The sequence below is a fragment of the Brevundimonas nasdae genome, assembly GCF_019395145.1.
Lineage (GTDB): Bacteria > Pseudomonadota > Alphaproteobacteria > Caulobacterales > Caulobacteraceae > Brevundimonas > Brevundimonas nasdae.
On sequence record NZ_CP080034.1, the window covers coordinates 2867227 to 2888532 of the forward strand.

Sequence of the window (21306 nt, forward strand, 5' to 3'; positions counted from 1 at the left end):
AGCTGTCTCTTTCCGAACATCAGCCGCCCCACACCGGGGGCAAAGCGACGGATCTCGGGCGCGAGGCGCGGAGTATCTCGAGCTTCGTCGGAAGCGGCATGGGTCCGCGCTCGAGGAGAACCTCGCAGATCATCTCCATGAACCTGAGCTTGCCGAACGCCAGCTGGCCGGCCGCGCCGACCGCTGTCGTCGACGGCGAGACGTCGAGGGTCGCCGCCAGTTGCCGCAGTTCGTAGATGTGCAGAAGGCTGAGCAGATCGGACACGCCCGGCTTGCCGATCGTCGCCGGCATCGCCAGCGCCGGCACAATACCGGGCTTCGCCACCCGGAAGCCCACATGAAGGGGCAGGCAGCCTCGCAGCTCACCCACGGCCGCCGGCGTCGAGAGAACCCAGATTTCCGCCAGATACGCCTTGGCGGCCGTCACCAGATGGACCAGGGCGCTCCGATCGGAGGCCGCGTTCCAGAAGAAGATCCCGCAGATCCGGCCATCCTCGATCACCGCGAGGTCTACCTTGCCCCCACACGGCAGACGCAGGTCCCGCATCGTCCTGCAGTGGGGCCGTTCATTCTCCAGCCAGACATAGGCCGCATCGATCAGATAGCCGGTCATGCGGCCACGCTCCGGTGAACCGCTTCCCGTTCCAGGTCGAACGCATCGAGCGCTTCTTGTTTCGCGCGGCCGAGGATCTCGCGGATCGAGCCATCCGCCTCGAGCAGATGCACCACCCTGTGACCCAGGGGCCCGCGCGCGATGACGCCCGCCTGCAGGAACCCCAGAACCGTAGTCCCTTCACGCCAGGCGAACACAAGACCGCCGTCCGACGCACCCAGCGCCGACGGCAAGCGCAGCAGATGTTCCGGGGTCATCCCGTGGAACGACGCCCTCCGGACAAACTCCATGATGAACGCATGGCCCAGCCGGATGGCCTTGGCGATGTCGTCTCCCGTCACGACGTGCGTCGGCTCGACGATTAGCCCCGAAAGCTTGTCATACCAGGGCTGGCAGAGCCCCAGCTCCTCATCATCGAAGATCATTGGGTTCTCCAAGTCGGTCTCTCCTGTGTGATCAGATCTGTTTCGCCCCGGCCGCGAGCCGGCCCCGGGCAGCGCTCCCCGAAAATCGAAGGGCGGGCCGCGGCGGCCGCAACGGCTTCGCCGTCCTCCGCTGCGCTGCGGTCCTGCGGATGCGTCCCCCGCTCGGAGCCCGCCCGATTGGTTTCGGGTCGCCCGGGGATCGGCCCCGCGCGCGAGGAGGCTTCCAAATGAAGGATCGCAAGAGTCCCGCCGACCGGATCACCGCCAGCATCATCGAGCAGCTGGAACAGGGCGTTCGGCCCTGGACCAAGCCGTGGGCGTCCAAGGCCGGCGGATCCGTCGCACTGCCGTTGCGCGCCAACGGCGAGCCCTATCAGGGCATCAATGTCGTCATGCTCTGGCTTCGCGGAGCCACGGAGGGCTACTCCGGCTCCCGATGGATGACCTACCGCCAGGCCGCCGCCCTCGGCGGGCAGGTCCGCGCGGGCGAGAAGTCCACCCTCGTCGTCTATTACGGCCAGTCCCAGGCCAAGGGAGAACCCGATCCGTCCGCCGGCGACGCAGACGCCCGCAGCTTCCGTTTCCTGAAGGGCTATCCCGTCTTCAACGTCGAACAGATCGACGGCCTTGACGCCGAGTTCTACCCCACACCGGTCCCCGCCCAGGAACCCGATGCGGCCGCCGAACAGGCCCGCATCGCCTCGGTCGAAGAGTTCCTCGCCGCAACCGGCGCCCAGATCAGCTGGTCCGGCGATCAGGCCTACTACGCCCCGGGCCCGGACCACATCCGCCTCCCCGAACGCCACCTGTTCCGCGACATCGAGCAGGCCTACGCCACGGCCGCGCATGAGCTGATCCACTGGACCGGCGCCAAGCACCGGCAAGACCGCACGTTCGGCTCCAAATTCGGCGATCCCGCTTACGCCCGCGAGGAGCTGGTGGCTTTATCTGGACAGTCTGCGCCGTCCGCAACATTGCAGTAAGGTCGGCGATGGACGCCCACGGTAGGCAGTAATCAGGCTGGCCGTAGCGCTGACCCAAGAGCTGGCGGAGGCCAGCCTGATAGCTGCCGGGCCATAGCGCGCATCGGTGTGAAGGTCAGCTTCCGGGTGGGGGGTCCGGGGGGAGGGCTTCGCGCCGGTGTCGATCATTACTGTTTGCGAGCGTCGCGAGGCCAGGGGCCTCGATGCGCATGTGCCGCTGATCCAGCGCGACGACGCGCTCTACGATCCCGATCTGGATCGCTTCTTTCTCGACCTGCCGCTGTCGGGCGTCCGCTCGCGGCACTCGCTTCGCGCCTACGCCTATGATGTCGTAGTCTGGCTTCGTTTTCTCGATGCCTGCGGCAAGACCGTGTGGGCTGCGACCCGCGACGATGTCGACGCCTATCATCGTGAGCGACGCCGCGACGATGCCGATCACCGGATAACGGCGGCAAGCTGGAACCGCGCCGTCGCCAGCCTCGATCGCCTTTACCGTTGGGGCGAGCAGCAAGGGTTGATCGCCGACGCGCCGTTCAGCCGCCGCGCCGTGTGGCGACCGGCGCAAGGTGGCCGTCGCGGCATGATCGCGGCGCGCAACGATGCCTATGAACGTGTCGCCAGGCGATCGGATGTCCGGTTCGTCACGATGGACGACTACCGCATTTTCCGCGAGGTCGGCCTGCGCGGGCTCACCCCTGACGGCACGGAGCGCCCCGGCGCTCGCGACCGTAATGGGCTGCGCAACGCGCTGTTCGCGGATCTTCTCGTCACCACCGGCCTGCGCCTCGAAGAGGCGTCGGTCTTGCTCACCGTCGAGCTCGCGGCGATCGACCGCGAGGACGGTGACGTCCAACAACTTTGGTTGCCCCTTCCGCCGCCGCTCACCAAGGGCGACCGCGGACGCAGCGTTCTGGTCCCACGCCGGCTGCTTCGTCAGATCGCCGCCTATGTCGCGGTCGAGCGCGCCGCGGGCGTGGCCAAGTTCGCCGCGCGCGACGGTGCGGCCAGCTTCGACCGACCGATCCCTGTCACCCGCGCCGGTCTCGACCGCATGCGCGATATCTGCACCCCGGAGGAACGATGCCGCCTGATCCTGTGCGACGAGGATGGAACGCCCCGCGAGCCGGCGGCGCTATGGCTGACCGAGGTCGGCCAGCCTGTCCGCCCCAACTCGTGGGAGGTGATCTTCACCCGCGCCTGCAAGCGGTGCGCACAGAACGGCTTCCCGCTGTCGATCAGCCCGCACCAGCTTCGCCACGCCTTCGCAGTCCATATGCTCGCCTTGCTGATCCAGCAGCGGCTGCGCGAAGCGGCATTGCCGGTGGGGCCGGTGGAGAGCTATCGGCTGATCCTGGGCGACCCGCTGCAACAGGTGCAACGCCTGCTTGGCCACGCCAGCCTCACCACCACCTATATCTACCTCGACCATATCGCGACCCGCGCCGATACGGTGGACGCGGCCGTCGAGGAGCTGCTGGCGTTACTGCCGGGGCCGCAAGGCGTATGAGCGGGCGTCCCCGCAAGGGCCGGCCTGTCGCCTTTGCGCCGATCACGCCGGAGCGATCGCAGCCCGATCCTGTGCTCGGCCTCAAGTTCACCATCGAGGCGCGGCATGGCGGAACGGTCCTAGTCGATATGACCGGGCTCGATCCTCGCCCACTCGCCATCGCTTTCGCCGGTGCGCTGCGTCGATCGGCGGCGCTCGGCGGCCCCATCGGTGCGGCCAGCGTCATCAAGCAGTATGTTCAGGTCTATCGCCACTTCTTCGCCTGGCTTGGCTATGATGCGCCGGAGGTGACCGGCGTCAACGACCTGCGCGCAGTCCATATCGATGGCTTTGCGTCCGCGCTCGAACGGCGTGGGATGGGCGCGATCCACCGGCACATAACGGTCGGCAAGGTCATCAACACGCTGCGCGCGATCGAGGCAGACCGGCCCGATCGGATCGCGCCCGACCTGCATGAGCGGCTGCGCTACACGCTGGCCACTTCGGCGGGCCGCTCGACCCCGCGCGATGCCTATAGCCCCTTCGTCGCCCGCGCGCTGCGCGACGCCGCGAGGGCCGATATCGAAGCGATGCTTCGCCGCCTCGGCGCCGACGACCGCACTGATGAGGGCGACCCTGTCGTCGCCAGGGCGCGCGCCGATGTCGAAGCGATCATCGCGCGGCAGGGCTTTATCGTCGCAGACCAGCCCGCGCTGAAGCGCCTCTATTTCATGCGCATGCGGCGCGGATTGCCGATCAGCACGCTCATCGACGACCTGCATGGCCGCCATCATCTGCTCGCGCGCGATCTGCCGGCGCTGCTCGTGCTGCTCACGCTCGATACCGGCCTCGAGCCGGAGTGCCTGAAGACGCTGACCGTGGATTGTCTCACCAACCCGCATGCCGGCACGGTGGAGCTGCGCTATCTGAAGCGCCGCGCCCGCGGTGCCGAGCACAAGAGCATGCGGGTCCGCGATGGTGGTAGCGGCACACCCGGCGGCCTCATGCGTCGCCTGATCGACGTCACCGCCGTCGCACGCGAGCATCTGACCGACGATTGCCTCTGGCTCTATCACAACGTTGGCGGCCTTCGCGCCGGCATCGTCGATCCCAAGTTCCAACTCGCCGCCTGGGCTCGTCGCCATGGTATCGCCGGCGATGATGGGAAGCCGCTCCATCTGCTGCTTTCCCGGCTGCGCAAGACCCACAAGGCGTTATGGTACACCAAGACCGAGGGGCATATGGCCCGCTTCGCGGTCGGTCACACCCGCGAGGTTGCGGCGCGCCACTATGCCGATCTGCCGTCGCTCCGGCCGTTGCACGAGGCGGCCGTCGCCGATGCCTTCCGCGCAGCGGTCGCTGCGGCGATGCCGACCGTGCTTCCACCCACCGCCGAGCAGGCGCTGCGCGAAGCGCCCGAACAGGTCGCGTCGCTGATGTCGGCTGATACGGTGGGTCCGGTGCTCGACGGCGAACAGGATGTCTGGCTCGCCGCCTGCGCGGGCTTCCATAGCAGTCCTTTCGCCGAGCCCGGTTCGCCCTGCGCGCAGCCCTTCTGGGGCTGCCTCGATTGTCCCAACGCCGTCATCACCGCGCGCAAGCTCCCCGCGATCCTCGCCTTTCTCGCGTTCGTCGAAGAGCAGCGATGCAGCCTGCCGGCGAGCGACTGGGCCGCCAAGTTCGGCCGCGTCCACACCCGGATCACGGTCCAGGTCCTGCCGGTCTTCTCCGATGCCGTTATCGCCGAAGCGCGCCGGCAGATGGGGAGCGAACGGCTCTATCTGCCGCCGGAGGCACGCGCATGACCACGCCCGTCCATGCCCTCGTGCCCGCGTTCGACGATCGCCCTGTGCTGGCGAGCGCGCCGCTCAAGGCGGGCCATGCCCGCGAGGAGCTGTCGCACGTCGGCGACCCGACCTGGGATCTCGGTCCCGCCGTCTTCCGCGAGAACGCTCGGCGCTGCCACGTCACCGTGCATTTCGACGTGCTCGAACATGCCGATGTGCAGGCGGCAATGCGCGCCTATCTCTACGCCCGCCTCAACGTCGGTCTTCCCGGCTACCACCCGAAGCTGCCGCCCGCCAGCATCCGACAGGCATTCAACCGGGCTCGCCGGTTCTTCGCCTTCGCGCGCGAGCGGCTTGGGCGGCTCGACCTGGGCCGCATCGATCAGGCGCTGATCGACGCTTATGGGCGCCACCTGCGGGATGATTCAGCGCGGCGCCCCGTCATCGTCGGCCAGCTCTTGCAGGTGGTCACCGATCTCTACCATCTCCGGGATCACCTGCCTGGAGGCGGTCTCGGGTTCGAGCCGTGGGCCGGGCAAGCGGCTGCGCGCGTCGCCGGATATCGGCATGTGCGCGAGAACCGCACCCCACGCATGCCGGAGGAGATTGTCACGCCGCTGCTCGCCTGGTCGCTGCGCTATGTCACGACCTTCGCGACCGATATTCTGGCGGCTCGGGTCGCGCTCGATCGGCTCGAGGCAGTCCGCGCTCGGCTGCTCGCCGCCGAACGCGGACTGCCTGATGCAGAGCGCCGCCTGCGGCAGCGCGCGCGCCTCGAGCGCTATCTCGCGCGCCGAGCCCGGCAAGGACGCGGCGTGCCCATCTGGACGACGGCACACAACGGCGCCACGCGCATCGATCCCCTCACCGGGGATGCAACCCCGCCGATCAACGCCCATCTCCTCCATTTGCATGCCGGCATCGATGCCGTCGCCGAGCCGGCCATGCATCTCATGCTCACTACCGGCGCACCGGATGTCATTCGCGAAGCGGTTGCATCGCTTGGTACCGAGGTCGGCGGCATGGACACGCCGATCTCGATCGCTCCCGAGAGCGGTCGGCCATGGCGTGCCCGCTTCGACGTGAAGACCCTAGCGATCGAGGAGCGGATGCTGCAGGCCGCCGCCTATATCGTATGCGCCTATCTGACCGGCATGCGCGACTGCGAGGTCCAGGCGATGCGGCGCGGCTGCCTCTCGATCGCGCGCAGCGAAGACGGCCTGATCGAGCGGCAACGCGTCCGATCGACCCTCTACAAGCGCCGATCGAGCGCCGGTGAGTCGGCGAGCTGGGTGACGATCGAACCGGTGGCCGAGGCGATCACGGTGCTCGAACGGCTGTCGGAACACGCGGCACGGAAGACTGGAAGCGACACGCTCTGGCCGGTGCTTCGTCCCCGCGCTGTCACCAAGACGCATCTGTCGAGCGAGGTGGTCCGCCAGCTCAACGCCTTCCGCGACCACCTCAACACCGTCTTCGGCAGCCCCGATGCGCCGGTCATCCCACCCGGCCCCGATGGCAAGCCGTGGCGCATCACGACGCGGCAGTTCCGGCGCACCATCGCGTGGCACATCGCCAACCGTCCGTTCGGCACCATCGCCGGCATGATCCAGTACAAGCATGCCTCGGTCGCCGCTTTCGAGGGCTATGCCGGGACCAGTGGATCGGGGTTTCGCGCAGAGGTCGAGGCGCAGCGCCGGCTCGGTCAGATTGACGATCTGCTGGACTATTTCGACCGGCGGCAGGGCGGCGCATCACTCGGCGGACCGGCGGGACCACGCATCGCGCGGACCCTCGACGATGCCGCCGTTAAGCTCGGGCCACTGCCCGCCATGATCGCCGATCGGGCCCGCCTGCGCGTCATGCTCGCCAGCGTCGCGCGCACCTTCCATGTCGGCCCGCTCGCGGATTGCTTCTTCGATCCCGCGACCGCGCTCTGCCTCAAGCGCGTGACGACCCCCGATCCCGCGCAGCCGCTTACCGCCCTGTGCGAACCGACCCGCTGCCCCAACGCCTGCATCACCGCCCGCCACAGACCTGCCTGGGAACGTGCGGCGGCCGATGCCCGGGCGCACTTACGCGAACGGCGCATCTCCGACCTCCAGCGTCAGGCGCTCCAGCGCGAGCTTGATCGCCTGACCGCGGTGATTGCCGGGATCGACCCTCCCGCGCCGTAGACCACCCCGGCTGTTGGCGGAGTCCTGCGCCGGTCGGCGCGCCCGCGCAACGGCTTCGCCGTCCTTCGCTTCGCTGCGGCCCTGACGGGTGCGCGAGCCCCCCTGTGCCCGGCGCGAACGGGCCTCCGCCGCCGGGGATGGTCCCCGGCGCGAGAACGGAGAACATATCATGTCAGCCTCACCACGCTCAGACGTCTACGCTCGCGTCACGCAAGCGATCGTCGACGCCATCGAAGCCGGCACCGGCACCTGGCGCATGCCGTGGCATCATTTTGGCGCCGACGTCACCCGCCCGACCAACGTCGCCAGCGGCAAGCCCTATCGCGGCATAAATACGATCTCGCTCTGGGCGGCCGCCTATGGCAGCGGCTACGCGAGCGGGGTCTGGGGCACCTATCGCCAGTGGCAGGCGCTCGGCGCGCAGGTCCGCAAGGGCGAGCACGCCAGCCTCGGCGTCCTCTGGAAGGAGTTTCGCGCGAAGGGTGACGACGCCGGCGGCGATGACGACCATCGACGGCTTTTCGCCAAGGCGTTCAGCCTGTTCAACGCCGATCAGGTCGATGGCTACGCGCCCGAACCGGCGCCGGACCTGCCTGAGAGCGAACGCCTCGCCGCCGCCGAAGCCTTCATCGCCGCGCTCGGCATCGATACTGTCTACGGCTCGGCCAGCGCCTATTATCATATCGCCGAAGACCGCATTCACATGCCGGATTTCAGCGCCTTCCACGATGCCCACGGCTTCTACGCCACCCACATTCACGAAGCGGCTCATGCCAGTGGCGCAGCCCATCGGCTTGACCGGGATTTCAGCGCCAAGTGGACCAGGCACGCGCTCGCCATGGAGGAAGCGACCGCCGAACTGACCGCATCGTTCCTGCTCGCCGATCTTGGGATCGCGCACGAACCGCGACCCGATCATGCGGCCTACATCGCCTCCTGGCTGCAACTGCTCAAGGACGAGCCTCGGGCGATCTTCACCGCGGCGAGCAAGGCGCAGGCGGCAGCCGACTGGATGCACGCCCGACAGCCGTAATGCTCACGCGACCCGCACTTCGGCGCCAAGTGTGTCGAGCAGCGGACAGCCCGGATCCCGACCGGCATCGCAGGCGCGCACCGAGTCGGCCAGAACCCGTTCCATCCGCTTGAGGTCCGCGATCCGCGCGCGTACGTCCTTCAGGTGCGACGCCGCGAGCTCGCGCACCTCGGCGCAGGAGGCCTGACCGCCAACCGCGAGTCCGAGCAAGGCGCGTACCTCGTCCAGGGTAAAGCCCAGCTCCCTCGCGCGGCGCACGAAGCCCAGGCGAGCCACGTCCTCCCGGCCATAGCTGCGGTAGCGGCCCCGCCGCGGCGGAGCGGGCAGCAGCCCGATCCGCTCGTAATAGCGGATCGTCTCGATGTTGCATCCGGTGCGGCGTGAGAGTTCGCCGATCTGGATCGCGCCGGTTGCGGCCATCCCCAAAATACCTCTTGAGTCTGTAGTCGCTACAGATGTTAGGACAGCTCAATGCCCGCCACAAGGAGTCGCCCGTGACCCAGACGCCAAGCCCGCCTAAGGGGATCGGCACCGCCACGCTCACGCTGGCGGGGATCGCTGCGGCGTTCGGCGTCGCCGCCTGCTGTGCGCTGCCGATCCTCTTCGCATCCGCCGGGATCGGCGCAGCTTGGCTCGGCGGCGTGGCCATTGTCGCCGCGCCGTATCGCACGCCGCTTCTCCTCATTGGCGCATTGTGCCTGCTTGCCGGCGCGGCGCTGCTGTTGCGCCAGCAAGTTACGGCGGCGCGCTGTGGGCCGGGCGGCATATGCACGCCGCGCTGGATGCGTGTTCTCACGCTCATCGGATTGCTGCTCGGTGCGGCCCTGCTCTGGGCAGGCTATCGCTATGTCTGATGCCACCCCCGAGCTGCGCTCGACGCTGACCTGTCCCCACTGCGGTCATCGGGCGACGGAGACCATGCCGACCAATGCCTGCCAGTATTTCTACGACTGCCGGGGTTGCGGCGCGGTCCTCAAGCCCAAGCCGGGCGATTGCTGCGTCTATTGCTCCTACGGCGACGTGCCCTGTCCGCCGATCCAGGAGAGCGGCGGCAAGGCGTGCTGCGGCTGAGGAGGGCGGGCGATGGCGCGCGCATCATCCGCTGAAGCCGCCTTTGGATCGACGGTTACATTTCCCGGCGGTGCCGTTGTCCCGGACTGGAGCGCAGTCACAACACCCAGCGCCCGCGCAGCCCTGACGGCACTGTTCGCGGCGTTCATCGGTTCGAAGTGGCGCGGGATGGACGGCGTCGAGGAGCGGGTCCGGCGCGCCGTGCTTCAAGCCTATGCTGCCGATGGTCGCTCGCCGGTGCCGGCACAGATCGCCGCCGCATCGGGACTCCCCTCCGGCGAGGTCGGCTCGGCCCTGCAGCGGCTCGCCGGGCGCGATCTCGTGGTCCTCGACGGCGCGGGCCGGGTGACCGGCGCCTATCCGTTCACCGACGGCCCCAGCGAACATCAAGTCGAAGTCAGCGGAGTGACCATGAGCGCCATGTGCGCCATCGACGCGTTGGGGATCGGCGCCATGCTGGAGCGGGACTGCATGATCCGCTCGGCCTGCCGCCAGTGCCGGCGCACGCTCGCCATCCATACCCCCAGCCGCGGCCGCGAGCTGGAAGAGGTTGAGCCGGGCGCGATCGTCGTCTGGTCCGGCCGTCGCTATGCCAGTGGCTGCGCGGCATCGTCGCTCTGCACCTTGCAGGCCTTCTTCTGCGATGACGATCATCTGGCGGCCTGGTGCGCGAGCGGTCCGGTCGGAGCCGATGACGGCATTCGTCTGTGCCTGGCCGAAGCGCTCGAGGTTGGGCGCGCGATTTTTGCGCCGATGCGGATGGAGATGCGACCATGGCTTCCTACGACCTGATCGTCATCGGCAGTGGCACGGCAGCGCAGGTCGCGGTCGGCCGGGTCCGTGCCGCTGGATGGTCCGTCGCCGTCATCGATCACCGTCCGTTCGGCGGCACCTGTGCGCTGCGTGGCTGCGATCCCAAGAGGATGCTGGTCAGCGGCGAGGAAGCGATCGACGCGGCAAGGCGCATGGCCAGACATGGCGTCGACGGCACGCTGGCGATCGACTGGCCCGACCTGATGGCGTTCAAGCGGACCTTCACCGATCCGATCCCCGCCAAGCAGGCGCACCGCTACGCCGAGCTCGGTGTCGACGCATTACACGGTGTTGCTCGCTTTGCCGGCCCAGACACGATCGTGGTGGAAGGCCGGACATTGCGGGCCCGCCATATCCTGATCGCCAGCGGCGCGCGTCCAGTCCCGCTCGGCATTCCGGGCGAAGATCTGGTGAGCACAAGCGATGCGTTCCTGGAGCTTCAGGCCCTGCCGCGCCGGATCGTGCTGATCGGCGGCGGCTATGTCGCTGCGGAGTTCTCGCATCTGGCGGCCCGAGCGGGCGCAGAGGTCACCATCCTACAGCGGGCCGAGCGGCTCCTGCCGCACTTCGATCCCGACCTGGTGGGCTGGCTGACGCCCCGGTTCGAGGCGCTCGGCATCCGCGTCGAGACCGGTGCCACCGTTACCCGGGTCGAGCGCAGCGGGAGCGGTCTGCTGGTCCACGCCGAGCGCCAGGGCGAGCCTGATCTCAGCGTCGCCGCCGATCTCGTCGTTCATGCCGCCGGGCGCGGTCCTGACCTCAAGGCGCTCGACCTGTCCGCCGGCGAGGTGGCGGTGCAGGACGGGCGCCTGCAGCTCGACGCGCATCTGCGGAGCATTTCCAACCCGCGGGTCTATGCCGCCGGCGACGCTGCCGGAGTCGGGCCGCGGCTGACGCCGGTGTCCAGCCACGATGCCAAGGTAGTTGCCGCCAACCTCCTGGATGGCCCGACGCACCAGCCGGACTATCGCGGCGTGCCGAGCGTGGCCTTCACTCTGCCGCCGATCGCCGCCGTCGGACTGTCAGAGGAGGCGGCGCGCCGCGGCGGCGTCGCGCTCCGGGTCAACGCAGCCTCGACGCCAGACTGGTTCACCGCCCGCCGCCTCGCCGAGCCGGTCTACGGCCATAAGCTGCTGATCGACGAGGACACGGACCTCATCCTCGGCGCGCATCTCGTGGGGCCGAACGCCGACGAGGTAATCAACGTTTTCGGTCTGGCAATCCGCCACGGCCTCACCGCGGCCGATCTTCGCTCCACCATGTTCGCCTATCCGACCGGCGCCTCCGACGTCGGCTACATGCTGACTTAACGCACGAGCGCCACTGCCATGGCGGCCGATCCCTCGCGCGATCGGCCGCTTCGCGATGCATGTCGATGCGGGCTGTCGCCCGCCATTAAGCGGACGCCGCTTGCGCGGCGGCTCCGATTTTTTGGCCTCTCCCTCGATGCGGGAGTGGTCGGCGCTCCCTGCTAGGCCCGCCGCGGCGCGCTGCAAGCCTCGGCTTCGCCGGGCTGCTCCATTTCATTTCGCCCCTGCGGGTGCAGCCCGCCGCTTCAGCAGGCCTCTCCGGTCGCTCTCGCCGCCCACCCCCGCCTCGGGGGAGGCCATGGGGCTTTTGGGCAGTGCTGGAGGCAACCGATGGTTTTCACCTTCCAACCGCCATTTTGGGCTGGACTGTCAGGATATGTCGCCGAGCTTGGAAGCGCCTTCCTCGGCGCCCACCTCGGCTTGCGGCCCGACCACATCGAGGACCATGCGGCCTACCTCGACCACTGGCTGAAGGTCCTGCGCACCGACAGCCGCGCCATTCTTCGCGCCGCGTCCCAGGCCCAGGCCGCAACCGATTACCTTCTGGCCATCGCTGGACGCGCGGTCGCCCCTGTCACGGAGGATCTCGCAGAGGCCGCGTGACGGCCTTTCCCTACCCTCTTCGTGTTCAAAAGGCGGCACGCCGGCGGCCCTCCGTCGGCGTGTTTCCTGTCGGCGTTTTCCGCAAGGAGAGCGTCTGCCCCATACCCGACACGACATCGATGGGCTCGACGATCTCCTCCAGGCCTCCTGTGGCCCTAGCTCGACGACCGCCGGCACATCGGCCAACCCGAAGTCGATCGTGCGCCACCAATTCTTGGCGCCGAGCGCGAGAGTTGCTCCAGCCGAGAGCAGAATGGCAACGCCCGCGAGGATTTGCCTATCGATCACCCGGCGTCGCCCTTTATGACGCATCTGACGCGGGGTCGCATCGCCGAACGCCTTCCGCAAACGCTCGGCCCGGGCCTCCCGGAACCACTCTCTGTCCTCAACGCCCACTGACTTGCTCCTCTCTCACGAAGAGCCAGCCGTTCACCTGCAGGACCTCGCCGGTGTCCATGCACGTCGCCTCGAACGTCCCGTCCAGATCGGCGTCTGCAGCATGGGCGAGATCTAGATCCACACCCGTCGAGAAGAAGTCTCCGCGACAGTCATGGCCGCGCTCGGCGGCCAGCTGCGCGGGCGATCTCGGGGCGGCGCTCACAGCACCGCCCCTTCGATCGCTGCGCGCCCCTTGGAGGGAGGGGGGACAGAGGCGCGCGCGATTTGAGGTTTTCCGGCTTCGACGGGCGAGACCGGCGACGCCGGCGCGAGGGTCAGACTGACGCTATGCCCGGCGAAGAACTTCAGCAGCTCCTCGCCGCTGATGATCCGGACGTCGCCGCACTGGCGTTGCATCTGGCGCAGTCGCTCGGGCGTCCGTCCCGTATGGACGAACAGCCCTCGCGCCTTGCGCCTTTGGCAGACGGCGTCGAAGGCCCAGACGTGATCTTCCTTGATGTAGGCCTTGTAACGCTTGGCCTGGATGAGCCAGCGTTCGCCGTTCAGCGTGAACTGGCCGTCGATTCCGCCGTCCCCGGAGTAGGAGGTTCCCCGGATGATGTTGATGCCGCGCCGGGCCAACTCCGAGAGGATCATGTCCTCGAACCGGTAGGGGCACACCTTGCGCAGGTAGCCGAAGACGCGCCCCGGGTTTTCCAGCGGCGCCATCGAGCGGATGAGCTTCAGGTCGTCCCAGGAACGGCGCTCGTTGTAGGCGTGCTGTTTTTGCGCCTTCGTCTGTTTCGGTCGTTGCAAGAAACCGATGAAGATCGCGAACAGGAAAAACCCCGCCAGATAGGGCAGGGCGGGTTGCATCGCGGTCCAAAGGGCACCGGCGATGTCGATGTTTTTAGTGGCTTCGAGAGCCGCGTTTTCACTCATGTCCTGCATCCTGGGGTTGGGGATGCAGGGATCGGACTGACAGCCCGACTGTTTTGCCACGATTTTCCGGCGAAGTCTTTAACGGCGAGGGTTAAATTCGGGCGTCTCCCCGCCGAGGCGGGGGCGGGCTCTACTCGTCGCTGCGCTCCTCACCGAACCTCGCCAAGGGGCGAGTTTCGTCCCGTCCGGGTGACGATCCCTGACGCGGGATGCTGGACAGCGTTACACCCCGTGTGCAGTCTCCCCGAGACCAAAGGAGAGCACATTGGAACGACTTCCGACCCCTCTGAAGATCGTAACGGTCGCTTTGGCCGTGCCGCTTTTCGCATTCGCGATGTGCGCCATCGCCGTTTTCGCGGTGAAGCTCTTCGGCCTTATGCCCGTATCGGTGGCCGCGCTCTTGCTCTTGCTTGTCGGACCTTCGACCTACGGCTTTCTGGTACGCGCCCAGGAACGCAGAAAGCCCTTCGTGCGGTACGATACCAAGCGCTAGGACTCCGCCGTCCGTCTGGGCATTTCGCCGAGTTCGTCAACCAAACTGCGATCTGTCAACCACGGCTCGGTTTGTAAACCGGGCCACTTTCACGGTTCGTTCCGTTCCTATGTCGTGAACAGGACACCGCCTGTCCCTCGGCCCTGCTCCTCGAGACCGGAAGGTGCGGACCCCAGATCGCTAGCGGCCCGGGCCCGGTCGCCGCCAACCGCTGCGCAGTCCTCCACTCCGTTCCGGCCCTCCGGGTGCGGCTCAGACCCTACCCGCTACGCGTTCGGTCACGCACTGATCCCGGTGCTGTCTGGAGGCCCCATGTCCGACTTCGACCCCAAATCCCTCGACAACAACACCCGCCGGATGCTCGACGTCTCAACGGCTCACATCTCCCAGGAGACCTGTGACGCCGCCACCGCCAAGGCAATCAGCTGGGCGAACACCGGCCCGACCGAGTTCGGTTTCATCGTCTACGTTCACCAGGAACGCGACGACGAGACCCACAACGACCTCTGGGCCGTCATCGAGTTCGCCCGCGCTTGGGGCTTCGACTACGTCATGTTCGACCGAGACGCTCCGCACCTCCCCGAAGGCGCCGCTCTACCGGTCTTTGACTGGTGACCACGCGCGCGGCCGCTGGACACGACCGGTGGCCGCGTGTGACCATCCTGAAACGGAGCCCTTCATGACGCGCATGACCTCGCCCCTCTTTCCGATGACCTTCGCCGCCATGGCGATCGGCCTTATCGCCTCCCTCCTGATCGCCTTTACGCCGGTCATTCATTCCGGCCTTCCGCTGGCGATCGTCGCCGGCGGCCTCATGCTGGCGCTGATGACCGCCGGGATCGCCATCGACCGGCGCCGGGCTATGCCCGCCGCCGTTCTGGTCCGGACCAGGTCTTAGGCCTCGACCACGTCCGCGAACGCCCTGCAGTCGTCCAGCAGATCGCGGGCGACGGCCGCGCAGTCAACGAGCGACGGCCTACCGGCATCCTTCGCCATGTCGTCCAGTTCGTGCCTCGCATAGCGGGGACTTAGGGCCGCGACGACGGCCTGCGTCCGGTCGTTTCGCACCTTCAGCCCCGCGCCGGTCGCCGCCTTCAGACCACGCATCAGGTCATGCCTGATCTCGCGCCGGTTCTGATCGTCCGTCCAGCCGTTTGCAATCAGGGCGGCCTTCAGCGCCAGCTCGATGGCGCAGCACAGCATCTGCGCGCGCGGGGCCCACGCCTCCGGCTCAGGCCCTTCGGAGCCGGCGCGCAGGAAGCCCTGCGCATTTTCCAGAAACACCGGCACCAGGTGGGCGTCCGCCGATCGCTGCCGCATCGTCTATCGCCCCCTTACGTCCGCTGACACCCGCACCAGGTCCTCGCCCATCATCTCGAGCACGATCCGCTCCTTCTCATTGGTCGGCCGGATGATGATCCCGAAGGTGAACGGTCGCTCCACGAACGCGGCTGGGCTCAGCAGCGAACGCACGTGTTCGATCTTGTCCGGATCCATCGGCATCCACCATTCCGGCATCTCATTACCCACGCTTGTTTCGCCCTTCTCGCGCACGTTGCGATTCCAGTAACACCGCTCGGCTTATGTTCAACTCACAGTGGCGGGGGAGAGCCGCGTGTTTGTCGTGATAGCCGCTTCAGGTATCGGGATCGCCGCCTCTGGCTGGGCGGCGCTGCGCTGGCGCGCCCGCCGTGCTGCAGAAGCGCCTGTTCACGAGGAACTATGCCGCCTCATGCTCGCCGCGGCAAAGCCCGCCTTGCGGGCGTCGCCCACGGTGACGCACGGGCGCACGGTCGACGGGGCCTGGATCATCCCCGAAGGCTTCCCGCATGACTTCGTCACGGGATGGGAGGAGGTCCGCCACTATCTCGGCACCACATGCGGCGGCGAAGGCCTCGCTCGCCGCCGGAGACGACTCCGCCGGGCCTGCCGCGCAGTCCGGCGCGACCTCGACCCGGCGCAACGCGATCGCCTACGGACGATCTGCGAGACCTATGGCGGCTAGGCCGCGTCCGGCCGCTCGAATTCTCTCGCGACCTTCAGCAGCAACGCCCGGTTCGGCGCCGGCATACGCGAGAAGCTCTCCGCCAGCTCGTGGCTTCCCTTGATGGCGCCGAAGCCCGCCTGGGGGCTTGCCGCCTCTACACCGTGCACCGGGAAGACATCCCCCGGATGGAAGTCCAGGACGCCCGCGATCCGGTGCAGCATCGAGGCCGAAATCCTGTTCGCGCCTTTCTCGTATTTCTGAATCTGCTGGAAGGTCACCTTCACCGCCTTGCCCAGGGACTGCTGGTTCATCCCGGCGCGGAGCCGATACGCCTTCACCGCCAGCCCGACATGCACATCCACGGGGTCCGGACCTTCGTCTTCCACCTTGCCGCTCATCTCAATCTCCAACGGATTACCACAACCCCCACTGGCATATTCGCTCACAGGTTCACTGTCACGGGGGAGGGCGCAGATCGACGAACCCACTCCCTCCGCCCCGGCCCTTCTGCAGAAACCGCCCGGGCTTCGGACTGACGGCCCCTGCGCAAAAGGGGGGCGAACCCCCCTCCCTTAGTGGACGCTCTCGATGGCCGACAGCACCCGGTGGAACTGGTGGAACACCCGCTCGCTCGGACGAGTAGCGGTCCAGTCCGCCCAAGCCTGCAGCTTCTGTTTCCGGCTCAGCTTCTCCCAGCCTGCGGCCAGTTGCTGCGCCTGGTCGATCATCTGTTCGACGATGACCTGGTGACGGTTGGCGGTTTGGATCGAAACGGTTTGCATGGCGAAGCCTCCATTGAAGCCGCCCCCAACGGGCGGCGATGAAGCCTTCGGGGCACGGTGGGCCCCGGCCAGTCACCGGAGCGACGGCTCTTGCCGGCGCGGAGGGGAACGGCGAAGCCGTTGACGGGCAGGGTGCCGTGAAACGATGCGTAATCGACGCGCGTGGGGCCTGTGGCCGCGACTAGCGGCCACTCGATCCGGGTAGAGAGCGCAGCGAACGGACCGGGAACCGGCGGGGCCGCATCCTCGCCGTTCAGGGGCGGATGCCCATCACCGATCTCTGGGCCAGCCACTCATTGACCAGCACAGACCCCGTCGGACGCCCTTCGTACAGGGCATAGGCTCATGGTGACGACGATGGATCGCTGTCCTCTTCGACGGCTTCGTCGCTTCGAATGCCTTTGCTGAAGGCCGAGGCGGGGAGGGGGTGGGCGTCTGGCTCTGGGCCCGTCCCCGGGCGTCTTGGGGGCGTCGGAGTTGGGCGCGTTCGGGGGCGCGTCATTGTGGAAGCATCGGGACGTTGATGGACCAAGGGCGGCCTGTCCAACAGGCTTCAGCGCGTTTTCCGCTCACCTGAAGGATGGGTTCCCCCGGCTGGGCGGGTAGCCGCAATGGATCACTCTTAACCTACGACGGGTCGGGTTCTTACCGAAGGCAACCCCGCTGCGCGGGGCGAGCCTGGCGGACCCTCACGGCGCTGCGCGCCTCGGCCTTCCGCGCTGCGCTTGTGCAGGCCGGTTTCCACCAGTCTCGGCCTTCGGACGTCCCCTTGTCCCCGTCGCTGACGGTCTCGTGATCGCGGCAGTGCCCGCGAGCCGGACGGGAAATCCCGACCGGTGAGAAAGAAGGAAAACGACGATGCTGAACCAAGTTGAACTGATCGGCCGCCTGGGCAACGACCCGGAGTTCCGCACCCTGAACAGCGGCGACCGCGTGTGCAACATCCGGCTGGCCACGACCGAAACCTGGAAGAACGATGCCGGCGAGCGCAAGGAGCGCACCACCTGGCACACCGTCGAGGTCTTCGGCAAAGGCAAGGTCAACGCGATCGAGAAGTGCCTGCGCAAGGGTTCGCTGGTCCACATCATCGGCCAGCTGCGCTACGACGAGTACGAGAAGGACGGCGTCAAGCAGGTCCGCGCCAAGATCAACCTGAGCGGCCCGAAGCACCAAGTCATCTTCCTGGACAAGAAGCCGACCGAACAAGCCGACGACGAGCCCGGCTCGGAAGGCTGATCCGCCAGCAGCGGCCCCCCGGGAAACCGGGGGGCCTTTTGGTTTGCGAAACCACAGCAGCCTGGAGGCTCACATGTTCGATAGCATCCAAAGCACCCCACCCTGGGACGAGGTCCAGCCCCGGCCGGACCATCCGGGACCCTTCGCGGTGATGCACCGGCCCCACGGCCGGCTCAACATCGAGACCCGCTTCTACGGTCCGTTCGACAGCTTCGACGAGGCCTATGACGCGATGGACTCGATCCCCGCTCTCGGCTTCGCCGTCGAGCTGCCGGGCGTGAAGTGGATCGTGCCGCTGGAGCGTCTGCCGTGAGCAGCCGGCGGCCCGAGGGGGACACTGGTCCCTGGTTCAGAAACACGTATGAGTGCCCGTGCGGCACGGAATGGAGCGACGAATGGTCATGCGCCTGCGACGACGACTGTCCCGACTGCGGGACCACCTGTTCACCTTCGGACAGCGAGGAGGCCGACTGATCGGCCGCGGGCTGGCCTTGGCGTCCGGCGTCTTCCGTCCGGACCATCCCAAGGTCACCGAGGAGCGCCTGAAACTCGGCGCCAACGGTTGCCAGACGGCGGCTCTCACGCTGGCCGTGGCGGTGTTCGTCACGCCCCAGCTGAACGCGGCCTTCGTGGTCACGCCAGCGTGGATCATCTCAAGCGGCATCGGCGTTATGTTGCTGATCGTGGCGGCCCACGCTCTTTTGGGCTATATTCCCAATCCACAGACGCCCCAGAAGGAGGATCGTCCATGATTGAAGTTGGTCTCTTCGGTGTCGGCCTCGCCGCTGGCGCGGTCATCGCCTGGTTCGTGAAGCCGCTTGTTGCTGGCTTTGTCGCCGGTCTTCAGGCCTCGGCCACGCAGCCGACCATCCCGGCCGAGTAGATTTCTCGCACCGCCATTCGAGGCCCCGCCGTTCCCCGGCGGGGCCTTTTTCGTTTTATCCGCTCAGCGCTGGCTCTCGCCGCCTGCGAAGGCCGTCCGCGCGAAGCGCGGTCGCTTTCTGTGCGCTTGGCCTAGCTGGACGCCGTCCGTGCCGTCTAAGGTCGCTCTATGCCCGCTCGCGGGCATAGAGCGGTCGTCTCACTCCCCCCCGACGTCGACCGCTCCAGAGATCCTGACGGCGTTCTCCTGCTTTCCGCCGTTGGGGTCTCTGTAAGGGGAGGGGGCGCGCGGTTCTGTCCCATCCCACCGTGAGGGCTCCGCCGGTTATCCCGTCAACGGCTAAAGCCGTTCCCCTCGCGCCGCCGAAGGCGGCGCTTCGGTGACGGGCCGGCACCTCACGTTCGGATTGCTCCATCACCGCCCAGCCCGGGCGGTCTTCACTGGAGGATCCCATGACTGCCGTTTCCATCGAAACCATTCAGCCTGACCCCGCCGTCATCTTCGATGACGCGACCGCTGCGCTCGATGAGGATTTCGACGACGATACCGATTTCACAGGGGACGATGACGACATCGACGACGTCCCCGCGCAGCGGGGTCGCTCGCGGGAGCCTTCGTACATCGATCTCCGCGATGCCGCCGTGTTGCGCATGGCGCCCGATCTCCCGGCCGACCAGGCCGGACTGGACACTGTGGCGCGCGAAGCGTTCGAGGCCTTCCACGCGGCCGTCGTCATAGGCGACGAGGCCGCCATGATGGCCGCCAGCATTCGCTATGATGCGGTTGTCTGGAAACTCAACGGCGGCGCCTTCTTCGCCTGCGAGGCAGGCAACGAGGCGGTTTCACCCCGCCTGCGGGCACGCCTTGCCGCCGCTCCGGGTGCTGTCCCCCTGTGGGGCCAGTCCGGAGAGTTCCTGGTCGATCATGCCGGCATCAGGGCGATCGTCATCGCCCGGGGCGGGCCTTCGTCCCTGCAGGTCGAATTCCGCGCCGTGTCCGCCACCGGCCCATTCATCTCCAACACGGGTTATCGGTCCCTGTGCGGCTGCCGGCCGATTTACGAGACGACCATGGATGAGGCCGCCAGAATCTGGATCAGCCAGATCCTGACCGAGAAGAAGGGCCGGGAGTTCATCGGCCCCCAATACCGTAATCGCGACTTCCTCGCGGCGTTCCCCTGGGCCGAGGCCGGCGAAGCGGCCTCTCCGGCCCAATACCAGGAGCCGACCGGGCAGTTCGCCTTCAGCTTCTAGCCCGGGCGGGTCGCGTGAGGCGCGACCCGCTTCGTCGTCCCCTTGTCCAGCTGCAGCCCTGTTGCGATCTGAGGGGGCCATACATCGCGAGCCCCTTCATGTCCCAGACCCATACCCTCACCGCAGACGACTACGGCGTGCTGGCCAACGCGGATGCGGCGGCCGACGGCCGCTGTCGCATCAGCCCTTCGGCCAGCCCTGAAGGGCGCGAGGCCACCAAGGCGGCCCTGCGTCACCTCCATCGCCTAGCAGATGAGGGTTATCTTGCGGAGGTCCCCGTGCCGCATCGTCCGGACTTCCCGGTCTTCGCCCTGACCGAGACGGGACGGACGGCGCTGGCCGCACGCACGGCAGGTTCCGCAGCAGACTGATCGGATTCGGCATCTGTCGGCCCGGCCCATCGTTCGTGGGCGCCCACACTCGGCGGCAAGGGACGCTTCGCTCTGAAGCCCTTGCCGCCTTCGTGAGCCCACTACCGCCAGGCTCCGGCCGCCAGCGAGGCGGCTTCAAAAGGAGCCTCCCATGTCTGCAGCACAGGCTACCCTGCCCGGGTTGTTCGCCACCTCGGCGCAAAGCGCCCTTGTGGCCTCGATGTCCCCTGACGAGGCCATTGGCTTCGTCGCCTGTTCCATCATGTCGGTCGCCCAGGCCTGCGGTTGCGATCCTGTCGCGAACACCGTCGATCGCAAGCTGCAGAACGACATTCGCTTCCGCTCGGCCATGAGCCAGGCCGTAGGCCTGTCGCTCGCCCTCGATGATCGGGCCCGGAAGCTAGCCAGCGACCGTTGCGCCTTCCTCACCAAGCATCTGCGCGATCGCGGCGCCGGCGGCATTGCGGGCAAACTTGCCCGCGCCGCCTATCTTCTCGGCCGCGCAGCGCAGGCGGTCGAAGAGACGACCGACATGACCGAGGCCCTCGCGCTCCTGGATGAGGCGATCGTGCTTCATGCGATCATCCACCAGCAAGATGTCGCCGTCGCCCGCGCCCGCCACCAGCTCGGCATCCTCAACCGGGCGCAGCCCGGTCGTCGCCTTCACTAGGCGGGCGCTG

The 21306-nt window shown here is 67.5% G+C and carries 30 protein-coding genes; 21 read left to right on the plus strand and 9 right to left on the minus strand.

The window, feature by feature from the left end; genetic code table 11:
* Positions 1-19 precede the first annotated feature (19 nt).
* On the minus strand, positions 20-613 hold the full coding sequence (locus KWG56_RS13960; RefSeq protein ID WP_153923439.1) for a hypothetical protein: 594 nt from the start codon (positions 611-613) through the stop codon (positions 20-22).
* Positions 610-1038, minus strand: coding sequence for a hypothetical protein (locus KWG56_RS13965; RefSeq protein WP_153923440.1), 429 nt, complete (start codon positions 1036-1038; stop codon positions 610-612). Before KWG56_RS13965 ends, KWG56_RS13960 begins: the two co-directional genes overlap by 4 nt.
* Positions 1039-1265: 227 nt before the next feature.
* On the opposite strand from KWG56_RS13965, the gene KWG56_RS13970 reads away from it, so the two are divergent.
* From KWG56_RS13970 to KWG56_RS13990, 5 genes are all read left to right on the plus strand, one after another.
* The gene (locus KWG56_RS13970; RefSeq protein WP_219352622.1) at positions 1266-2021 is read left to right on the plus strand and encodes an ArdC family protein; all 756 of its coding nucleotides are present in this window, start codon (positions 1266-1268) and stop codon (positions 2019-2021) included.
* A 157-nt stretch (positions 2022-2178) separates the two neighbouring features.
* Positions 2179-3528, plus strand: a complete 1350-nt coding sequence (locus KWG56_RS13975; RefSeq protein WP_219352623.1) for a tyrosine-type recombinase/integrase — start codon at positions 2179-2181, stop codon at positions 3526-3528.
* A complete protein-coding gene (locus tag KWG56_RS13980; protein ID WP_219352624.1) occupies positions 3525-5312 on the plus strand; it encodes a hypothetical protein in 1788 nt (595 codons plus the stop codon). The genes KWG56_RS13975 and KWG56_RS13980 overlap by 4 nt, the downstream gene beginning before the upstream one ends.
* Positions 5309-7471 (plus strand): integrase, encoded by a 2163-nt coding sequence (locus KWG56_RS13985; protein WP_219352625.1) that lies wholly within the window; start codon positions 5309-5311, stop codon positions 7469-7471. Before KWG56_RS13980 ends, KWG56_RS13985 begins: the two co-directional genes overlap by 4 nt.
* A 169-nt stretch (positions 7472-7640) precedes the next feature.
* Positions 7641-8504 carry an ArdC family protein gene (locus tag KWG56_RS13990; protein WP_030538909.1) on the plus strand — a complete coding sequence of 288 codons (864 nt, stop codon included), beginning with the start codon at positions 7641-7643 and terminating at the stop codon, positions 8502-8504.
* A 3-nt stretch (positions 8505-8507) separates the two neighbouring features.
* On the opposite strand, the gene KWG56_RS13995 is transcribed toward KWG56_RS13990, so the two are convergent.
* Positions 8508-8924, minus strand: coding sequence for a MerR family transcriptional regulator (locus KWG56_RS13995; RefSeq protein WP_016744720.1), 417 nt, complete (start codon positions 8922-8924; stop codon positions 8508-8510).
* 74 nt (positions 8925-8998) lie between these two features.
* Here KWG56_RS13995 and KWG56_RS14000 point away from each other — a divergent pair, with 74 nt between their 5' ends.
* The 5 genes from KWG56_RS14000 to KWG56_RS14020 all read left to right on the plus strand — a co-directional run bounded on the left by KWG56_RS14000 (position 8999) and on the right by KWG56_RS14020 (position 12301).
* A complete protein-coding gene (locus tag KWG56_RS14000; RefSeq protein ID WP_021224336.1) occupies positions 8999-9358 on the plus strand; it encodes a hypothetical protein in 360 nt (119 codons plus the stop codon).
* Entirely contained in the window at positions 9351-9575 is a 225-nt protein-coding gene (locus KWG56_RS14005; RefSeq protein WP_021224337.1) for a GDCCVxC domain-containing (seleno)protein, read from the plus strand. Before KWG56_RS14000 ends, KWG56_RS14005 begins: the two co-directional genes overlap by 8 nt.
* Before the next feature lie 12 nt (positions 9576-9587).
* Positions 9588-10367 (plus strand): organomercurial lyase, encoded by a 780-nt coding sequence (locus KWG56_RS14010; protein WP_021224338.1) that lies wholly within the window; start codon positions 9588-9590, stop codon positions 10365-10367.
* The gene (locus tag KWG56_RS14015) at positions 10349-11698 is read left to right on the plus strand and encodes a dihydrolipoyl dehydrogenase family protein (RefSeq protein WP_016744716.1); all 1350 of its coding nucleotides are present in this window, start codon (positions 10349-10351) and stop codon (positions 11696-11698) included. The genes KWG56_RS14010 and KWG56_RS14015 overlap by 19 nt, the downstream gene beginning before the upstream one ends.
* 330 nt (positions 11699-12028) lie before the next feature.
* Positions 12029-12301: a zincin-like metallopeptidase domain-containing protein gene (locus KWG56_RS14020; RefSeq protein ID WP_219352626.1), complete on the plus strand. Its 273-nt coding sequence runs from the start codon at positions 12029-12031 to the stop codon at positions 12299-12301.
* A 385-nt stretch (positions 12302-12686) separates the two neighbouring features.
* On the opposite strand, the gene KWG56_RS14025 is transcribed toward KWG56_RS14020, so the two are convergent.
* Together KWG56_RS14025 and KWG56_RS14030 are read right to left on the minus strand one after the other, a co-directional pair.
* Entirely contained in the window at positions 12687-12902 is a 216-nt protein-coding gene (locus KWG56_RS14025; RefSeq protein WP_153923443.1) for a hypothetical protein, read from the minus strand.
* Positions 12899-13621 carry a restriction endonuclease gene (locus KWG56_RS14030; protein WP_219352627.1) on the minus strand — a complete coding sequence of 241 codons (723 nt, stop codon included), beginning with the start codon at positions 13619-13621 and terminating at the stop codon, positions 12899-12901. The genes KWG56_RS14025 and KWG56_RS14030 overlap by 4 nt, the downstream gene beginning before the upstream one ends.
* 265 nt (positions 13622-13886) lie before the next feature.
* On the opposite strand from KWG56_RS14030, the gene KWG56_RS14035 reads away from it, so the two are divergent.
* The 3 genes from KWG56_RS14035 to KWG56_RS14045 all read left to right on the plus strand — a co-directional run bounded on the left by KWG56_RS14035 (position 13887) and on the right by KWG56_RS14045 (position 15012).
* Positions 13887-14114, plus strand: a complete 228-nt coding sequence (locus KWG56_RS14035; RefSeq protein ID WP_153923445.1) for a hypothetical protein — start codon at positions 13887-13889, stop codon at positions 14112-14114.
* A gap of 312 nt (positions 14115-14426) precedes the next feature.
* The gene (locus KWG56_RS14040) at positions 14427-14729 is read left to right on the plus strand and encodes a DUF5983 family protein (protein WP_153923446.1); all 303 of its coding nucleotides are present in this window, start codon (positions 14427-14429) and stop codon (positions 14727-14729) included.
* Between the two features lie 64 nt (positions 14730-14793).
* On the plus strand, positions 14794-15012 hold the full coding sequence (locus KWG56_RS14045) for a hypothetical protein (RefSeq protein ID WP_153923447.1): 219 nt from the start codon (positions 14794-14796) through the stop codon (positions 15010-15012).
* Here KWG56_RS14045 and KWG56_RS14050 read toward each other — a convergent pair.
* Positions 15009-15434, minus strand: coding sequence for a hypothetical protein (locus tag KWG56_RS14050; protein WP_153923448.1), 426 nt, complete (start codon positions 15432-15434; stop codon positions 15009-15011). The two genes, KWG56_RS14045 and KWG56_RS14050, sit on opposite strands and share 4 nt — an antisense overlap.
* 3 nt (positions 15435-15437) lie before the next feature.
* Positions 15438-15668, minus strand: a complete 231-nt coding sequence (locus KWG56_RS14055) for a hypothetical protein (RefSeq protein ID WP_153923449.1) — start codon at positions 15666-15668, stop codon at positions 15438-15440.
* A 61-nt stretch (positions 15669-15729) separates the two neighbouring features.
* On the opposite strand from KWG56_RS14055, the gene KWG56_RS14060 reads away from it, so the two are divergent.
* Positions 15730-16119 (plus strand): hypothetical protein, encoded by a 390-nt coding sequence (locus tag KWG56_RS14060; protein WP_153923450.1) that lies wholly within the window; start codon positions 15730-15732, stop codon positions 16117-16119.
* Here the strand turns inward: KWG56_RS14060 and KWG56_RS14065 are convergent.
* Together KWG56_RS14065 and KWG56_RS14070 are read right to left on the minus strand one after the other, a co-directional pair.
* Positions 16116-16499, minus strand: coding sequence for a helix-turn-helix transcriptional regulator (locus tag KWG56_RS14065; RefSeq protein WP_153923451.1), 384 nt, complete (start codon positions 16497-16499; stop codon positions 16116-16118). The genes KWG56_RS14060 and KWG56_RS14065 overlap by 4 nt on opposite strands.
* A gap of 174 nt (positions 16500-16673) precedes the next feature.
* A complete protein-coding gene (locus KWG56_RS14070; RefSeq protein ID WP_219352628.1) occupies positions 16674-16883 on the minus strand; it encodes a hypothetical protein in 210 nt (69 codons plus the stop codon).
* Positions 16884-17741: 858 nt separating this feature from the next.
* On the opposite strand from KWG56_RS14070, the gene KWG56_RS14075 reads away from it, so the two are divergent.
* From KWG56_RS14075 to KWG56_RS14100, 7 genes are all read left to right on the plus strand, one after another.
* Positions 17742-18119, plus strand: coding sequence for a single-stranded DNA-binding protein (locus KWG56_RS14075; RefSeq protein ID WP_219352629.1), 378 nt, complete (start codon positions 17742-17744; stop codon positions 18117-18119).
* A gap of 73 nt (positions 18120-18192) precedes the next feature.
* A complete protein-coding gene (locus tag KWG56_RS14080) occupies positions 18193-18432 on the plus strand; it encodes a hypothetical protein (protein ID WP_153923454.1) in 240 nt (79 codons plus the stop codon).
* 82 nt (positions 18433-18514) lie between these two features.
* On the plus strand, positions 18515-18871 hold the full coding sequence (locus tag KWG56_RS14085; RefSeq protein WP_153923455.1) for a hypothetical protein: 357 nt from the start codon (positions 18515-18517) through the stop codon (positions 18869-18871).
* A complete protein-coding gene (locus KWG56_RS18940; RefSeq protein WP_255488867.1) occupies positions 18868-19002 on the plus strand; it encodes a hypothetical protein in 135 nt (44 codons plus the stop codon). The genes KWG56_RS14085 and KWG56_RS18940 overlap by 4 nt, the downstream gene beginning before the upstream one ends.
* A 452-nt stretch (positions 19003-19454) precedes the next feature.
* Positions 19455-20255 carry a hypothetical protein gene (locus KWG56_RS14090; protein ID WP_219352630.1) on the plus strand — a complete coding sequence of 267 codons (801 nt, stop codon included), beginning with the start codon at positions 19455-19457 and terminating at the stop codon, positions 20253-20255.
* Between the two features lie 98 nt (positions 20256-20353).
* On the plus strand, positions 20354-20626 hold the full coding sequence (locus KWG56_RS14095) for a helix-turn-helix domain-containing protein (RefSeq protein ID WP_219352631.1): 273 nt from the start codon (positions 20354-20356) through the stop codon (positions 20624-20626).
* A gap of 151 nt (positions 20627-20777) precedes the next feature.
* Positions 20778-21296: a hypothetical protein gene (locus KWG56_RS14100; RefSeq protein ID WP_219352632.1), complete on the plus strand. Its 519-nt coding sequence runs from the start codon at positions 20778-20780 to the stop codon at positions 21294-21296.
* Positions 21297-21306: the final 10 nt, after the last annotated feature.

Coding starts and splice junctions, on each gene's coding strand:
- KWG56_RS13960 (WP_153923439.1), bottom strand. CDS start 613: ATGACCGGCTATCTGATCGATGCGGCCTATGTCTGGCTGGAGAATGAA.
- KWG56_RS13965 (WP_153923440.1), bottom strand. CDS start 1,038: ATGATCTTCGATGATGAGGAGCTGGGGCTCTGCCAGCCCTGGTATGAC.
- KWG56_RS13970 (WP_219352622.1), top strand. CDS start 1,266: ATGAAGGATCGCAAGAGTCCCGCCGACCGGATCACCGCCAGCATCATC.
- KWG56_RS13980 (WP_219352624.1), top strand. CDS start 3,525: ATGAGCGGGCGTCCCCGCAAGGGCCGGCCTGTCGCCTTTGCGCCGATC.
- KWG56_RS13985 (WP_219352625.1), top strand. CDS start 5,309: ATGACCACGCCCGTCCATGCCCTCGTGCCCGCGTTCGACGATCGCCCT.
- KWG56_RS13990 (WP_030538909.1), top strand. CDS start 7,641: ATGTCAGCCTCACCACGCTCAGACGTCTACGCTCGCGTCACGCAAGCG.
- KWG56_RS13995 (WP_016744720.1), bottom strand. CDS start 8,924: ATGGCCGCAACCGGCGCGATCCAGATCGGCGAACTCTCACGCCGCACC.
- KWG56_RS14005 (WP_021224337.1), top strand. CDS start 9,351: ATGTCTGATGCCACCCCCGAGCTGCGCTCGACGCTGACCTGTCCCCAC.
- KWG56_RS14010 (WP_021224338.1), top strand. CDS start 9,588: ATGGCGCGCGCATCATCCGCTGAAGCCGCCTTTGGATCGACGGTTACA.
- KWG56_RS14015 (WP_016744716.1), top strand. CDS start 10,349: ATGGCTTCCTACGACCTGATCGTCATCGGCAGTGGCACGGCAGCGCAG.
- KWG56_RS14020 (WP_219352626.1), top strand. CDS start 12,029: ATGGTTTTCACCTTCCAACCGCCATTTTGGGCTGGACTGTCAGGATAT.
- KWG56_RS14030 (WP_219352627.1), bottom strand. CDS start 13,621: ATGAGTGAAAACGCGGCTCTCGAAGCCACTAAAAACATCGACATCGCC.
- KWG56_RS14040 (WP_153923446.1), top strand. CDS start 14,427: ATGTCCGACTTCGACCCCAAATCCCTCGACAACAACACCCGCCGGATG.
- KWG56_RS14045 (WP_153923447.1), top strand. CDS start 14,794: ATGACGCGCATGACCTCGCCCCTCTTTCCGATGACCTTCGCCGCCATG.
- KWG56_RS14050 (WP_153923448.1), bottom strand. CDS start 15,434: ATGCGGCAGCGATCGGCGGACGCCCACCTGGTGCCGGTGTTTCTGGAA.
- KWG56_RS14065 (WP_153923451.1), bottom strand. CDS start 16,499: ATGAGCGGCAAGGTGGAAGACGAAGGTCCGGACCCCGTGGATGTGCAT.
- KWG56_RS14070 (WP_219352628.1), bottom strand. CDS start 16,883: ATGCAAACCGTTTCGATCCAAACCGCCAACCGTCACCAGGTCATCGTC.
- KWG56_RS14075 (WP_219352629.1), top strand. CDS start 17,742: ATGCTGAACCAAGTTGAACTGATCGGCCGCCTGGGCAACGACCCGGAG.
- KWG56_RS14080 (WP_153923454.1), top strand. CDS start 18,193: ATGTTCGATAGCATCCAAAGCACCCCACCCTGGGACGAGGTCCAGCCC.
- KWG56_RS14085 (WP_153923455.1), top strand. CDS start 18,515: ATGGTCATGCGCCTGCGACGACGACTGTCCCGACTGCGGGACCACCTG.
- KWG56_RS18940 (WP_255488867.1), top strand. CDS start 18,868: ATGATTGAAGTTGGTCTCTTCGGTGTCGGCCTCGCCGCTGGCGCGGTC.
- KWG56_RS14090 (WP_219352630.1), top strand. CDS start 19,455: ATGACTGCCGTTTCCATCGAAACCATTCAGCCTGACCCCGCCGTCATC.
- KWG56_RS14095 (WP_219352631.1), top strand. CDS start 20,354: ATGTCCCAGACCCATACCCTCACCGCAGACGACTACGGCGTGCTGGCC.
- KWG56_RS14100 (WP_219352632.1), top strand. CDS start 20,778: ATGTCTGCAGCACAGGCTACCCTGCCCGGGTTGTTCGCCACCTCGGCG.